Below are 14,508 nucleotides of genomic sequence, written 5' to 3'. Positions count from 1 at the left end.
CATCGGTCGACACCTCCTCACCTTGCACACTCGGCACCAGCGGCCACCGGCCGCTGCGGGAACGCCCGTGACTCTAGTACCGGTCGGCCGCACCCCGCCAATGGTTTTACGGGGGCTCGTCTCGGGGGGATCGGAGGGCTCGTCTCGGGGGGATCCCCGGACTCGTTCAGCAGCTCTTGACCACGCTCATGTTGGCGATGCCGCTCAGCGGCACCACGACGGGGTCGTGCCGTCCCGGGCTCTGCAGCCGGAGCTTGCCGCCGTCGGCGGAGCGCAGTACTCCGCAGCTGGGTCCGCCGGGGTGGGTCACCTTCAGGTAGACCGGCTTCTCCTTGCCTGTCTCGGCCGGCGCCCACCAGGTGACGACGATGCCCGCGAGCAGCAGGGCCAGCGCGAGGGCGACCAGGTACTGGGCGCGCCTGAGCCGGCGTGCCGCGGCGGCGGCCAGGGCGACCTTGTAGGCCGCGATCGATCCGTGGCGCTCGTGCACGGCGCTCAGAGTGGTCGCCCGGGGGCGGGTGCCGGCCTGCGCCGCCAGCGCCTGCCAGAGCCCTGTGAGCGCGGCGAGCAGGCCGCCGCCGATGAGGAGGGTGAGCGCCGTCTTCCAGCCGTCGGACAGGGCGCTGGTGGTGTCCCGTCCCTTGATGACCACACCGGTGGTGACCAGGGTGATGAAGGCGGTCAGACCGTTGCGCCAGGTCTCGGCGCCGGCCCGCACGGCGTCCAGGGACTCGGCCGACATCGCGCGGAAGGCGTCCCGCTCGGCGAGGTCGAAGGCCGAGGGGGCGCTGGTCGGCCGCCGCGGCCGGTACCCGGTCACGGTGTTCCCGGCACCGAGGCGCTGTCGGCCACGAGCTCCACACGGAAGCTGACCCCGCACCCGGTCGTGCCCTCCGGGGCGTTGAGGTGCACCGCACCGCACCCGCAGGTGACGTCGACCACCACGACGGGCGCCAGAAGCTCGTCGGCGTCCGCGTCCGCGCTCCGTGGAGGGCCGGTGAAGTCGCCGACGGAGGTGGGGACCTGCCGGTCGTCGAGCCGCCCGGCGCAGCGCGGGCAGCATCCCCACACCCGGGTGGTCAGCACGCCGTCGACGACGGCGACCTCGGCCCGCAGCAGGTCCTGCTCCAGCAGGTCGTAGGCCTTGCTGGTCCAGCCGAACTCCGAGGTGTGTTCCCAGTGTTCGCCGGTTCGGTGTTCCGGTGCGGCCATGGTCCGGTCGTTCCCCTCTGCCGTACTGCCCTGCCGTTGCCGTGAGTTGCGCCACTAGAGTGACACGGTGCCTCATTCCCTCATCACCGTGTTGCTGGACCGTGTGGCGCGACACCGGGACGAAGGTGACACGTCCGCGCTGTTCGAGGACACGGCCCTGCCCGAGGCCGCCCGGCTCAGGTCGCTGATGGTGCGGAACGACGGCGCCGTCGACATCGAGGCCCTGGACGCCCTGGTCACGTTCCACATGACCCGGCACCAGGTCCGGCCGGGGGACAACGGATACGCGGACTACGGCGAGGCGCTGCGGCTGCTGCTGTTACGGGCCCGGCTGCTGCCCGCCGATGTGCCGGAGACGTTCCACGAGGCCGTCGAGGAGGCCGGCCGGCGTGCCTACGAGGCCCATCAGAAGGCGCTCCGGCTGATCAGGGAGTACGAGCGGACCATCGGCACCGGGCACCCGGACGCCGCGGCCCTGGACGAGGCGGTGAGCCACTACCGGGTGGCGGTCGGACTGGCCCTGGGCGGGCCCGACATACCCGGGCTGCCCCTGTCCCACCTCTCCACCGCGCTGTTCCACCGCTTCGAGCTCGGCGGCCGAACCGCCGACCTCGACGAGGCGATCCGGCTGCGGGAGGCGTCGATCACGTACACCGCGGAGGAAAACCCCGAACTGTCCCGGCGCCTCATGCTGTTGTCGACCTTGCTGACCACGCGCTACCAGCGCACCGGCCGGCGGCCCGATCTGGAGCGGGCCGTGTCGGCGGGCCGCGAGGCGGTGGACGCGACGCCGGTCGACAGCCACGCCCGGGCGCGCCGCCTCCATCATCTGGCGTTCGCCCTGTACCTCCGGTACGAGCACACCTACGACCTCGCCGACCTCCAGGAGGCGTGCGACCGTGCCCGGGAGGCGGTGGAGAGCGCCTGGCCCGACGACCCCGACCGGCTCGACTTCGCGGCGTCGCTGACCCATCGGCTCAGCGCCCGTTACGACCGGCTGGGCGACCCGGCGGACCTCGACTCCCCCCTCCGGCTGCTGCGCTCCCTGCTGGCCACCGCGCCCGAGGCACAGCGCGCGAAGGCGCGGGCGCAGCTGGCCTGGGCGCTGCTCTGGAAGCACGAACGCACCGGTGAACTCGCGGACCTGGAGAGCGCGATCGCCCACGGCCGGCAGGCCCTGGACGCGACGGCTCCGACCGACCGCGCCCGGGGGCGCCGGCTCGCCGAGCACGCCAACGCGTACCGGATCCGCTACGAACGGCTGGACGCGGCCGAGGACCTTCAGGAGGCGATCCGGCTGGGGGCCCAGGCCGTATCCGCCACGGCGGAGGATCCGATCGCCCTGCAGAGCCTCGCGCGGAGCTATCTGCTCCGGTACCGCCGCACGTTCGAGCAGGCGGACCTGGACCGTGCGGTGCGCCTGCTGACCAGGGCGCTCGACGTGCAGCCGGCCGCCTCCCCCGACAGCGACCGCGCCGTGGCCATGGGGGATCTCGCCGACGCGTTGAAGGAGCGGTACGACAACACCTTCGATCCGGCGGTCCTCGACGAGGCCGTGAAGTGGAAGCGGGAGGCCACGAGGACGGTCCCGCGCAGCCACGAGCGCTTCGGAGAGTTCCTGTCCCTGCTCAGCCGCATACTCCTGCTCCGCTTCGAGCAGACCGGAAACCGCGCGGACGTCGAGGAGGCGATCGAGACCGCCGAGCGGGCGGTGGCCGCCACCGCCCCCGCCCACCATGCGTACGGCTCGCTCCTCGGCGGTCTGGCCGTGGCCCTGGCCGCCGGTCACGGCAGGCAGCGGGACGCGCTGGACCGCCCCGTGGCCCTCGCCCGGCAGGCCGTGGCGACGGCGCGTGCGGACGACGTCTTCCAGCCCCGGGCCTGGCGGCGGCTCGGCGATCTGCTGCGGCGGCGCTACCAGCACACCGGCGACCGGGCCGACCTGCACGAGGCCGTCGAGTGCTGGCGCCGGGCCGACGCGATGCCCTACGCCACCCAGCAACTCCGTATGGAATGCCGCTCCGACTGGGGCCGGGCCGGCGTCGAACTCGGCGACCTCGCCCTGGCCACCGACGGATACGACCGTGCGCTGCTCCTGCTGCCCGAGCTGGCCTGGCACGGGCTGCCCAGAACGGCGCGTGAACGGCATCTGACCGACTGGTCCGGGATCGCCTCCACGGCCGCCGCCTGCCACATCCTGGCCGGGGCGCCCGAGCGGGCGCTGGAACTGCTCGAACAGGGCCGGACGGTCGTCCACAACCAGCTCCTGCGCACACGAAGCGACCTGTCACGGCTCGCCGAACGGGCCCCGGCGCTGGCGGACCGCATGCGCCGGGTGCGCGAGCGCCTCGACACCGGCCGGCTGGCGGCGGACGCCGATCCGGCGGAGATGTCCGACGCCGTCCTGGTGTCTCCCCTCGCGCGGGAGCGGGTGGCACGGGAGCGGGCCGTGCTGTGCCGCGAGTGGGACGAACTGCTCGCCGAAGCACGCGGGCTGGACGGCTTCGAGCGGTTCCTCGCGCCCGTCCCGTACGAGGACCTGCGCACGGCGGCGGACGGCGGGCCGGTCGTCGTGGTCAACGTCAGCCCGATCGCCTGCCACGCCCTTGTGGTGCGCGGCGCCCCGGCCCCCGTCGAGGTGGTCGAGCTGCCCGGCCTGACGGACGAGGCGGTCACCCGGCGGGTCCTCACGTTCCTCAACGTCCTGGCGAACCGTCGTCGGCCGCAGCGGCCCTTCCTGCGCCGGGAGGAGGACCGGCACGCCGTGCACGACCTGCTGGAGTGGCTGTGGGTCAGCATCGCGGAGCCCGTGCTGGACCGTGTCGGCATCCGCGGCGCAACGGACCGGGAGCCGCCCCGGCTGTGGTGGTGTCCGACGGGGCGGCTGGCGCTGCTGCCCCTGCACGCCGCCGGGCGGTATCCGCGCCATGGCGGCGCCGCGGACCCGGGCGGCGCCCGCTCCGTGCCGGACCGCGTGGTCTCCTCGTACGCCTCGACGCTCACCGCGCTGCGTCGGGCCCGGCAGGGCGGCGCGCGCGGCGGCTCCTTCGGCGGGCTGGTCGTGGTGGGTGTGCCGCAGGCGCCGGGCCTGCCCGTGCTGCCGGCGGTGGAGCGGGAGTGCGCGCAGCTGCTGGCCGGCCTCCCGGCGGGGGTGCGGGCTGTCGGACTGCTCGGGCGGGACGCGACCCGCGGGGCCGTGCGGCAGGCTCTACACGAGCACGCCTGGGTGCACTTCGCCTGTCACGCGGAGCAGGACGAGAGGGATCCGGCGGCGAGCTCGCTCGCCCTGTACGACGGGCGGCTCACCGCGGCCGAGCTGCTGGAACTGGAGCTGCCCCAGGCGGAGTTGGCCTATCTGTCGGCCTGCGAGACGGCCTTCGGCGCGGTGAACCTGCCCGATGAGGCGATGCATCTCGCCTCGACCCTGCAGGCGGCGGGCTACCGGCATGCCATCGCGACGATGTGGGAGGTGCAGGACGGCTCGGCCGCGGACGTGGCCGCGCGGGTCTACGCCACGCTGACCGGCACCGGTGTGCCGGACGCCGCCGGGGCCGCCCGCGCGCTGCATGCCGCGGTCGCCGCGCAGCGCGTGCAGGACCCGACGGATCCGCTGCGGTGGGCGGCCTATCTGCACGTCGGACCGTGACCCTGCACGTCGGACCGTGACCGGCGGCCAGGCCGGGTCAGTCGGCCCGCGTGCAGCTGTGCCCGTTCAACGCGAAGTCGTACGCCGGCGAGTTCTCCTCCTCCCAGGAGGCGATGAAGCCGAAGGAGAGGGTGCCGTTCTCGGCGACGGTCCGGTTGTAGTCCGCGGCGGTGGCCGTGACCCGGGAGCCGTTCTGGGCGAAGCTCGCGTCCCACATCTGGCCGACCCGCTGGCCGTCGGGGAAGGACCAGGCGACGCGCCAGTCGTCCAGGGCCCGTTCGGTGGTGACGGTGACGGTGGCCTGGAAGCCGTCGGGCCATTCGTTGACGAGGTCGTACTGGGCGCTGCAGGTCGCCGGCCGGCTCGTGGACGGGTCCGGATCGTCCTTGCCGGCCGTGGCGGAGTTGGTGCCGTGCGGTTCCTGGCGGGGCTTCTCCGGCTCGGGCGACTCGGCCCGGGGCGAGCTCTCCGACGGCTCCGGGGACTTCGAGGGGCGCTGGGTGGCGGCCGTGACCGGTGCGGAGAAGCCGGGGCCGGCGACCGGCTGGCGGTCGGACGGGTCGTCGGCCACCGTGCCGCCGTCACCGGTGGAGCCGCCGGGCATCATCGACACCGCGAGGGCGAGCAGGGAGACGAGGACGGCGGCGACGAGGAGGCCGTTGCGCACGACGCGGGCCTTGTGCGCGCCGGGGTTCGGCGGGCCGGCGTCCGCGTCCGCCGGTTCGGGGCGTCCGGCGCCCAGGCGCACCTCGGCGGCTCGGCGGCGGCGCTCCAGGTAGGCGAGGCCGCCCCAGCCGATCACGCCGCCGGCGAGGGCCCCGGGCAGTCCGCCGCCGTGCAGCCGCAGACAGGCGGCGGCCTCGGCGCACTGGACGCAGGTGGCGAGGTGGCGGGAGAGGTCGGGCGGGGTGTCGGCGGCGGCCGAGCGGGTGACGGCGTCGAGGAGGCGGGCGTAGCTGCGGCACTGCGCGTCCATCGGCGTGTCGAGGTGGTTGCGCTGGCAGCGGTCCCTGAACAGGCCCCGGACCTGGATGAGTTCGTCGGAGAGGGTGGCCGGGTCGAGGCCGAGCCGGCGGGCCACCACGGCCGGCGGCAGCGCCTCCACCTCGGCCAGCCACAGCAGTGCCGCGTCCGGTTCCTGAAGGTCGCGCAGTCCGCGCAGCGCGAGCGGGCGCTGCAGCGGCGCGCCGGTGTAGCGGGCGGCCTTGTCGGAGTTGAGCCACAGGCGCAGGTCGGGGTCGAGCTTGTGGCCCTGCCCGCTCTCCTCCCAGGCGGCCGCCGTGGTGCGTACGGCGGTCAGCAGCAGGGGGATTCGGGGCAGGCGGGCCGGGCGGCGGCCGGCGATCCTGAAGGTCCCGGCCTCGGCGTCGCGGGCCTCGCGTATGCCGGTCGAGAACGCCTGCGAGGCCAGCTGGCTCGCAGCGGCGGAGCCGGCCGTGCACAGGTCGGCGTACGACAGCACGGCGTCCCAGCACTCGGAGAACAGCGCGGCCTCGGTGGCGTCCTGGGGGGTCGGCAGGTCGGGCATGGGTCTCCTGCATCCACATGCGAGGTCAACTCGCCATGTTGGCAACGGAGTTGGGGGGAACCTCGCGGCAGGGCATGAGCCTTTCACGCTTCCGACACAACTGACAAGCGCGGTGTTCAGATGTGGTGTTCAGATGTCATGACAGGCCGTCGCGCCCCAGCAACTCCAGCCTCTTGTACGGACGTGAGCCCCGTCCGTCTCAGCCGTACCGTCACCTATACCGTCGCGGACTCCTCCGCCGGAAGACTGTCCATGAAAGAACTCACCGAGAACACCGCGCGGCCGGGCCCGGGCGGGCCGTAGCCGGGGGGCGAGGAGAGGCCGAAGTCGTCCATGGTGGCGCGGTAGGCCTCCAGCAGCCGGATGTGGTACTCCAGCGGCGCGCCCTGCGGGTTGGCCTTGCCGAGCGGGGTCGTGGGCTCGGGGCACCAGGTGGTGAAGCGGGGCGTGATGCCGTGGGACATGAAGAAGCGCAGGCCCTCGGTGGTGGAGGCGATGGCCTCGTCGACGGTGGTGAAGCCGAAGGGCTCCGCCATCTCCACGCCCGCCACGAAGTTGGGGATGACGTTGCGGGCGCCGAAGACGTCGGCCGAGTCGAGGATGCGCCTGTGCCACTCGTCGCGGCCGACGTAGCGCTCCTTGCCGGGGCAGTACAGCTCGAACAGCCGCCGGTCCCACACCTCGTAGTTGGGGTGGTAGATCTGCACGCCGTAGTCCTTGAAGCGCTGCACGTCGTCGCGCGGCAGCGCCTGGGCGACGACCTTGCCGATCCAGCGCCCCGGGAAGCGCTCCTCGATGGCCTTGGCGTAGTGGCCGTAGAAGTCGGCCTCGTCCCGCCCGGCGACCGTCTTGGTGATCGCGCCGCCGGTGAGGGTGTAGGCGGTGGAGGCCTTGGCGGTGTCGTACCGGTCGATGATCTCCAGGGCCTCCAGGACCTCCTCGACGTCCTTCACCCCGGTGTACGGGCGGCCGGCCGCCTTGTGCTGGCGCCAGTTGTGGTTGATGTCGCAGTACTGGCACTCCTCCTTGGCGCCGAAGTACTGGCAGACCCGGAAGACGGTGAGGTAGATCAGGTAGCCCCACTGGATGGTCGGGGCGACCTCCATGACCGACTTCCCGTTGGCGAGGGTGTGCCGGTAGTACTCCGGCATGGGCGGCACGCCGACGTCGGCGATCCGCTTGCCGTCGAGGTAGAGCCCGAGCACACCGTCCTCGTTCGCGGCCACCCGGTACGGCGAGGACGGGTTCACCCGCACCGACACGACGGTACGCCGCAGGTCGTACGGCCCACCGGTGAGGATGATCTCCTCCGGCGGGCGACGCAGCGCGGCCTCGCCGAGCTCGGGCAGGGTGCCGTGGTCGAAGGAGAAGATGAAGTACGACTTCGGCTTGACCTCTCCGCCCTCGTTGTCGCTGAGGGCCGACGGGTCGAAGGCCACCCCGCCCCGGAGCAGATCCTCCTTGAAGACGGCTTCCCGCGGAACGTGCGGGAACCGCTCCATCAGACCCTCGACCAGTGCCGTGCGGCTACCCATCCGTATCTCCTCCCGGCTCAGGCGTACGACTCCTCACGGTATGCCCCTGCCCCCACGTGAGCGGCGCCGGGGCCCCCTGGGGGCCAGTCGCGGCGCCGAGGCGGCCCGCCTCGTTGCCCTGGGAGCCCGATGAAGGCGTTCGGCAGGTCCTACAGGGGCGAGTCGACGGGCAGCGGCTCGGGACCGGTGACGTCGAGGACCCCGGAGAGCCGACCGGCGCGGAACTCGGCGATCACGACCCCGCACTCAAGCGGCACGCCCCGCGCCATGCGCCGCTCCAAGGTCGGCGCCATCGATGAACGCGGAAAGACCACCGGTGCAGAGCCTCAGCGATCGCCCCCCTCCGGTCGAGCAAGCACGCCCCGCTCCAGACGCTCACACCTCCCGCCCCGGCCCCCCGGGACGACCGGATACGCCAGAGCCTCCACCCGCCAACAACCGTCCCGCCTCCACCACCACAACACCCACACGGCCCGCCTCGCCGCCCCACGGCCGCTCCAAGGTCGGCGCCATCGAAGAGCGCCGAAAGACCACCGGTGCAGAGCCCTCGGCGATCAAAGACGCCCCGGTCGACCAGCACGCCACGCAGTCACCGCACCCCGCCCCGCCCCAGCGCCCCCGGGTCGACCGGATACGCCAACGCCCCACCCGCCACCAACCGTTCCGCCTCCACCACCACAACCCCCACACGGCCCGCCTCGCCGCCCGAGACCCCGCCGCCCCGAGGTCGGCGCCATCGAAGCCGCGCGGAGAGACCACCGGTGCAGAGCCCCCGGCGATCGAAACCCCCGGTCGACCAGCACCCCCCGCGCCACACAGCCACCGCACCCCGCCCCGCCCGCTCACGCCTCCCGCCCCAGCGCCCCCGGGTCGACCGGATACGCCAACGCCCCACCCGCCACCAAGCGTTCCGCCTCCTCCGCCACCACGAGGCCGAGGCGCGCCGCCTCGTTGCCCTGGGAGCCCGCCAGGTGTGGGGTGATGAAGGCGTTCGGGAGGTCGTACAGGGGTGAGTCGGCGGGCAGTGGCTCGGGGTCGGTGACGTCGAGGATCGCGGAGAGGCGGCCGGTGCGGAGTTCGGCGGTCAGGGCCTCGTGGTCGACCAGGGCGCCGCGTGCGGTGTTGATCAGAACCGCTCCGTCGGGCATCAGGGACAGCTCGCGGCGGCCGATGAGGTGGCGGGTCTCCGGGGTTTCGGGGGCGTGCACGGTCACGATGTCCGAGGTGCGCAGGAGGTCGTCCAGCGGCAGCAGCGGTACGCCGAGCGCGGCGGCGTCCGCCTCGTCGACGTAGGGGTCGGTGAGGCTCACCCGCAGGTCGAAGGGGCGCAGGAGGTCGATCACCCGGCGGCCGATGCGTGAGGCCCCGATCACGCCGACCCGGCGGCCGTGGTTGCCGATGCCGGGGACGAGCCCCCAGCCGGGGAAGGCCCGCTCGGTGCGCAGGCGGTCGCGGGCGGCGAAGAGGTCCTTCCCGGCGAGCAGGATCATGGCGAGCGTGTACTCGGCGACCGGCTGCGCGTTGGCCACGGCTGCCGAGCTCACCGCCACGCCCCGCCGCCACAGCTCCGGCGTGACCAGGCTCTTGACCGAGCCCGCCGAGTGCAGCACCGCGCGCAGCCCGGGTGCCGCATCGAGCACGGCCGGGCCGAGGCGGGGGCAGCCCCAGCCGGTGACCAGGATCTCGGTGCGGGCGAGCACCTCTTCGAGGCGCGGGTCCGTGAGGTCCTCGGCCACCAGGGCGGGGTCGATGTCCACCGACTCCCGCAGCCGTTCCAGCACCTCCGGCGGGAAGACCTGCGGCACGTACTCGGCGGTCATGGCGAACAGGGCCTGTGGGCGCTGGGGCAAGGAGGTGGCCTCCGAATCGGCGACGTGGGAGGGGAAACAGGGGCATGGAAAACGATCTCTACCGTAGGTAGCCGCGGATGAGAGGGTCAACGCACACGCACTCACCGGGGAGGACGGCAAGGATGACGGAGACCATCACCAACTGGGCGGGCAACATCACCTACACCACCAAGGAGCTGCACCGGCCGTACTCGCTCGACGCGCTCAGGGCCCTGGTGGCCGGGAGCGAGAAGGTGCGGGTGCTGGGCAGCGGGCACTCCTTCAACGACCTCGCCGAGCCGGGCCCCGAGGGCGTCCTGCTGTCCGTCGCCGGCCTGCCCCCGGTGATCGACGTGGACCGCACGGCCCGTACGGTGCGGGTCTCGGGGGGCGTACGGTACGCCGAACTCGCCCGCGCGGTGGACGCGCAGGGGCTCGCGCTGCCCAACATGGCGTCCCTGCCGCACATCTCCGTGGCCGGCTCGGTCGCCACCGGCACGCACGGGTCGGGGGTCGGCAACGGCTCGCTGGCCGCGGCGGTGCGGGAGGTGGAGCTGGTCACGGCGGACGGGTCGGTGGTGACCGTCGGGCGGGACGAGCAGCGGTTCGGCGGTGCCGTCACCTCGCTGGGCGCCCTCGGTGTCGTCACCTCCCTGACCCTGGATCTGGAGCCCTCCTTCGAGGTCGAGCAGCACGTCTTCACCGAACTGCCGTTGGACGGCCTGGACTCGCGGAGGTTCGAGACGGTGATGGCGTCCGCGTACAGCGTGAGCCTGTTCACCGACTGGCGGGAGCCGGGCTTCCGGCAGGTGTGGCTGAAGCGGCGCACCGACCAGCCGCTGCCCGAGGTCCCGTGGGCCGCGCCCGCCACCGAGCAGATGCACCCGGTGCCGGGGATGCCCGCGGAGAACTGCACCCGGCAGTTCGGGACACCGGGGCCGTGGCACCAGCGGCTGCCGCACTTCCGGGCTGAGTTCACGCCGAGCAGCGGGGCCGAGCTGCAGTCGGAGTATCTGCTGCCGCGGTCGTACGCCGTCGAGGCGCTGCAGGCGATCGACAAGATCCGCAACACGGTCGCCCCGGTGCTGCAGACCTGCGAGGTGCGCACGGTCGCCGCCGACGAGCAGTGGCTCAGCCCCTCCTACGGACGGGACACCGTGGCGCTGCACTTCACCTGGATCGAGGACACGGCCGCCGTGGTGCCGGTGGTGCGGCGGCTGGAGGAGGCGCTGGACGCGTTCGCGCCGCGGCCGCACTGGGGGAAGGTGTTCGCGGTGCCGGCGCGGGTGCTGCGCGGGCGGTATCCGCGGCTGGCCGACTTCCGGGTGCTGGCGCGGGAGCTGGACCCGGGTCGGAAGTTCGCCAACGCCTTCGTGCAGGACATACTGGGTGACTGACCTCGGGGAGACTTCGTAAACCCCCTTTCCTAACCCCTTGTCGAAAGCCCGCGCACGCCATAGCCTTGCGCCGCGCCGGTGCCGACGACGACCCGGCCTGAGCGAAAGGGATGGGGGCCTGATCCGGTGAAGCGCACATCACGCGACATCCGCACCGCGAACCGCTACGAGGTGCTGCGCCAGATCATCGCCACCTCACCCACCTCCCGGCAGGAGCTGGCGGCCGCCACCGGTCTCAGTCTCGCCACGGTCGCCACCCTCGTGGGCGAGCTGCTCGACCTCCGCATGATCACGGAGGTCGGGTTCGAGGACTCGGCCGGCGGCCGCCCCCGGGGGCTCGTGGCCGTCAACACCTCCGGGGGCGCGCTGATCGGCGTCGACATCGCGGAGACGTACGTCCGGGTCGAGCTCTTCGATCTCGCGCTGAACGTCCTGGCCCGCGCCGACGAGGACATGCGCCCCGGTGAGAGCCGCCCCGAGCAGGTCGTCGGCCATGTCGCCGCCGCCGTCGGCTCGGTGGTGGCGCAGGCCGGGGTGGAGGGCGCGCGGGTGCTCGGCGTCGGGGTGAGCGTGCCGGGGCAGGTGGACCGGGACTCCGGGGTCGCCGAGTACGCGCCCAACTGGGACTGGCACGACGTGCCGCTGCTCGACCTGCTCTCCGAGCACATCGCCTACCCGCTCTACATGGACAACCCGCTGCGTGCCTGCGCGGTGGCCGAGCTGTGGTTCGGTGCCGCGCGCGGCAGCGGGGACGCCGTGGTGGTCAACCTGGGGACCGGCGTGGGCGCCGGGCTCGTCCTCGGCGGCGGGCTGCACCGGGGTGTGAGCAACAGCGCCGGCGAGTGGGGCCACACGACGCTCGTGCTGGACGGCCGGCTGTGCCACTGCGGCAACCACGGCTGCGTGGAGACGTATGTCGGCGCCCCCGGAATCATGGTGAACCTGCGGGAACTGGCCGCCGACAGCGCCCTGCTGCACCCCGAGGACCAGACGGCCACGATCGACGCGCTGGCCCGTGGGGTCGCCGCGCACGACCCGGTGGCGCTCAAGGTGGTCCGGGACACCGCCCGTTACCTGGGCGCCGGGATCGCCGACCTGGTCAACCTGTTCAACCCCGAAGTCGTCGTGCTCAGCAGCTGGGTCGCCGCCACTCTCGGCGAACCGCTGCTGCACGAGGTGCGCGAGGCCGTCGCCCGGCACGCGCTCAGGCGGCCCCTGGCCGCCACCCAGATCGTCCTCTCCCCCATCCCCACCGACCCGGTCTGCCTGGGCGCGGCGACGTTCGCACTCGAAGGCGCCCTCCAGGCCGTGGGTCTGAGGACGGTCGCGAAACGCACCACCCCTGCAAGGAGCCGTACCGCACCACCTTCGTGACGACAGAAGGGATGCACGTGACCCACCCCCACCGCACAAGATCAGCTCTGCTGACGGCCGCCGCCGCGCTGGCCGTCGCCGGCCCGCTCATATCCGCCCCGCCCGCAGGCGCCGCCGACACCCCGGCGGCCGAGGTCTCCCCGCACGCCGCCCAGGCCATCGACAACATCGGTGCCTCCGGCGCGTGGTGGGTCAACGACCTCAAGAACTTCGACCCGAAGGTCCAGGCCCGGGTCGCCAAGCTGCTGTTCTCCAAGGACGGCCTCGACCTCAGCGCCTACCGCTACAACATCGGCGGCGGCGGCACGGGCGTCACCTACGCGCCCCGCGCCCCCGAGGACTTCCTCAGCGACGACGGTACGTACGACTGGAGCCGGGACAAGGCGGGCCGTACGTTCCTGTACGCCGCCGCCAAGTACGGCGTCGAGGACCTGATCGGCTTCGTCAACAGCGCGCCCGCCCAGTGGAAGACCAACGGCAAGAGCTGCGGCGGCCATCTGAAGACGGAGAACGAGCAGGACTTCGCCAAGTACATCGCGGACGTCACCGACCGCTTCGCCAAGCAGGGCGTCCGGCTCGACTACATCAGCCCCTTCAACGAGCCGACGAACAGCTTCGACTCCTGCGGCCAGGAGGGCATGCTCGTCGACGTCCCGCAGCGCGACGACATCGTGCGGGCGCTGGGCGCCGAGCAGCAGGCCCGCAAGCAGCGGACCGGGATCATCGCCGACGAGTCCACCAGCACGGTGAAGTTCAACGACGAGGTCCCCCGCTGGATCAACGAGCCGGGCACGGCCCAGTACGTCGACAAGCTGGCCCACCACACCTACGACAACCCCTCGGATGCCGACCGCGCCAAGGTGTACGAGACGGCGAAGTCGGTCGGCAAGACGTCCTGGTCCACCGAGATCTGCTGCTTCGGCAAGGGCGGCACGGGCTGGGCGCAGGAGTACGACCCGACGATCGACGGCGGTCTGAACCTGTCGCGGATCATCTACAAGGACTTCGCGACCGCGCACGACTCGGCGTTCCACTGGTGGGTCGCCCTGTCGGAGATGATCGGCACCGACCCGCTGGCGAAGAACGACCAGGGCTGGAACGACGGCCTGATCTACTACGACCCCGACTACGCCGCCAACGGCAACCAGACGCTGTACTTCACCAAGCGGTACTACGCGCTCGGCCAGTACAGCAAGTTCGTGAAGCCGGGCTCGGTCATGCACGACGTGACGGGGCTGCCGGAGGGCGTGGAGGCCTCGGTGTACGACCGGGACGGCAAGTGGGTGGTCGTGGTCAACAACCACAACACCACCGACACCGCGCTGGACCTGCACTTCAACAGCAAGTCGCCGCTGTGGGCGACCAAGGCGGTGCGTACGTCGGCCGACGAGAACTGGGCGAACGTGGCCAAGCCGTCGGTGAAGGGCGGCACCGTGTCCGCTTCGCTGCCGGCCCGCTCCATCACGACGTACGTCCTCGCCCAGAAGCCGTTCGGCGCCACCTCGGCGGTGACCGGCGCCTGGCAGGGCGAGCAGTCCGGCAAGTGCCTGACCGCAAACGCCTCGGGCGCGGCGATCAGCACCTGCACGGGCGGGGCCGAGCAGTCGTGGTCGTACGACCGGCGGGGCGCGCTGAAGGGCGTGAACGGCTATCTGACGGTGGGGAGTTCGGGTCTTGTCGCGTCCGCCGAGTTCACCGGTGACGCGGGCCAGCGCTGGCTGCTGAACTCCAACGGGCAGATCGTCAGCGAGGCCTCCGGCAGGTGTCTCGACGTCGGCGGGCAGGCGACGGCCGACGGCAGCAAGGTGAGCGTGTACACCTGCAACGGCGGAACCAACCAGGCCTGGTTCCGGCAGTGACCCGCGTCTCCTGAAGGGGGGTCGCGGGCCGCTGGTGCGGTGGCCCGCGACCCCCTCACGTCCGGTATTCCGAACGTTGCACAACGCTTCGTGCAGACTTCGTCCAACCCCTTGCCGAAGCCTTAGCC

At 72.5% G+C, this 14,508-nt stretch carries 10 protein-coding genes; 4 read left to right on the top strand and 6 right to left on the bottom strand.

Annotated features, from left to right (window positions below):
• Positions 1-166: 166 nt before the first annotated feature.
• Both AQI70_RS16130 and AQI70_RS16125 read right to left on the bottom strand, forming a co-directional pair.
• Complete coding sequence (locus AQI70_RS16130; RefSeq protein WP_062149693.1) at positions 167-820, bottom strand: hypothetical protein; 654 nt, start codon at positions 818-820, stop codon at positions 167-169.
• The gene (locus AQI70_RS16125) at positions 817-1,212 is read right to left on the bottom strand and encodes a hypothetical protein (RefSeq protein WP_062149689.1); all 396 of its coding nucleotides are present in this window, start codon (positions 1,210-1,212) and stop codon (positions 817-819) included. The genes AQI70_RS16130 and AQI70_RS16125 overlap by 4 nt, the downstream gene beginning before the upstream one ends.
• Positions 1,213-1,279: 67 nt before the next feature.
• On the opposite strand from AQI70_RS16125, the gene AQI70_RS40655 reads away from it, so the two are divergent.
• Entirely contained in the window at positions 1,280-4,858 is a 3,579-nt protein-coding gene (locus AQI70_RS40655) for a CHAT domain-containing tetratricopeptide repeat protein (protein WP_062149686.1), read from the top strand.
• 37 nt (positions 4,859-4,895) lie between these two features.
• Here the strand turns inward: AQI70_RS40655 and AQI70_RS16115 are convergent, their stop codons facing one another.
• The 4 genes from AQI70_RS16115 to AQI70_RS16105 all read right to left on the bottom strand — a co-directional run bounded on the left by AQI70_RS16115 (position 4,896) and on the right by AQI70_RS16105 (position 9,771).
• Positions 4,896-6,386: a cellulose-binding domain-containing protein gene (locus AQI70_RS16115; protein WP_062149683.1), complete on the bottom strand. Its 1,491-nt coding sequence runs from the start codon at positions 6,384-6,386 to the stop codon at positions 4,896-4,898.
• A gap of 215 nt (positions 6,387-6,601) precedes the next feature.
• Complete coding sequence (locus tag AQI70_RS16110) at positions 6,602-7,921, bottom strand: radical SAM protein (RefSeq protein ID WP_062149679.1); 1,320 nt, start codon at positions 7,919-7,921, stop codon at positions 6,602-6,604.
• Positions 7,922-8,070: 149 nt separating this feature from the next.
• Positions 8,071-8,214, bottom strand: a complete 144-nt coding sequence (locus AQI70_RS39170; RefSeq protein ID WP_159042667.1) for a hypothetical protein — start codon at positions 8,212-8,214, stop codon at positions 8,071-8,073.
• A 549-nt stretch (positions 8,215-8,763) separates the two neighbouring features.
• Complete coding sequence (locus AQI70_RS16105) at positions 8,764-9,771, bottom strand: hydroxyacid dehydrogenase (RefSeq protein WP_062149675.1); 1,008 nt, start codon at positions 9,769-9,771, stop codon at positions 8,764-8,766.
• Positions 9,772-9,893: 122 nt separating this feature from the next.
• Here AQI70_RS16105 and AQI70_RS16100 point away from each other — a divergent pair, with 122 nt between their 5' ends.
• The 3 genes from AQI70_RS16100 to AQI70_RS16090 all read left to right on the top strand — a co-directional run bounded on the left by AQI70_RS16100 (position 9,894) and on the right by AQI70_RS16090 (position 14,380).
• The gene (locus AQI70_RS16100) at positions 9,894-11,147 is read left to right on the top strand and encodes an FAD-binding protein (protein WP_062149672.1); all 1,254 of its coding nucleotides are present in this window, start codon (positions 9,894-9,896) and stop codon (positions 11,145-11,147) included.
• A 126-nt stretch (positions 11,148-11,273) separates the two neighbouring features.
• Positions 11,274-12,521, top strand: a complete 1,248-nt coding sequence (locus AQI70_RS16095) for an ROK family transcriptional regulator (RefSeq protein WP_062149668.1) — start codon at positions 11,274-11,276, stop codon at positions 12,519-12,521.
• 11 nt (positions 12,522-12,532) lie between these two features.
• Positions 12,533-14,380, top strand: a complete 1,848-nt coding sequence (locus tag AQI70_RS16090; protein ID WP_062149665.1) for a glycoside hydrolase — start codon at positions 12,533-12,535, stop codon at positions 14,378-14,380.
• Positions 14,381-14,508: the final 128 nt, after the last annotated feature.

The organism is Streptomyces curacoi, from assembly GCF_001513975.1.
Classification (GTDB): Bacteria; Actinomycetota; Actinomycetes; order Streptomycetales; family Streptomycetaceae; genus Streptomyces; species Streptomyces curacoi.
Note: the sequence above shows the minus strand (reverse complement) of the source record. Positions and strands in the feature narration are given on the sequence as shown.

Excerpts from the sequence above, each read along its gene's own strand:
- AQI70_RS16125 (WP_062149689.1), bottom strand. The coding sequence starts at position 1,212 with ATGGCCGCACCGGAACACCGAACCGGCGAACACTGGGAACACACCTCG.
- AQI70_RS16115 (WP_062149683.1), bottom strand. The coding sequence starts at position 6,386 with ATGCCCGACCTGCCGACCCCCCAGGACGCCACCGAGGCCGCGCTGTTC.
- AQI70_RS16110 (WP_062149679.1), bottom strand. The coding sequence starts at position 7,921 with ATGGGTAGCCGCACGGCACTGGTCGAGGGTCTGATGGAGCGGTTCCCG.
- AQI70_RS39170 (WP_159042667.1), bottom strand. The coding sequence starts at position 8,214 with ATGGCGCCGACCTTGGAGCGGCGCATGGCGCGGGGCGTGCCGCTTGAG.
- AQI70_RS16100 (WP_062149672.1), top strand. The coding sequence starts at position 9,894 with ATGACGGAGACCATCACCAACTGGGCGGGCAACATCACCTACACCACC.
- AQI70_RS16090 (WP_062149665.1), top strand. The coding sequence starts at position 12,533 with ATGCACGTGACCCACCCCCACCGCACAAGATCAGCTCTGCTGACGGCC.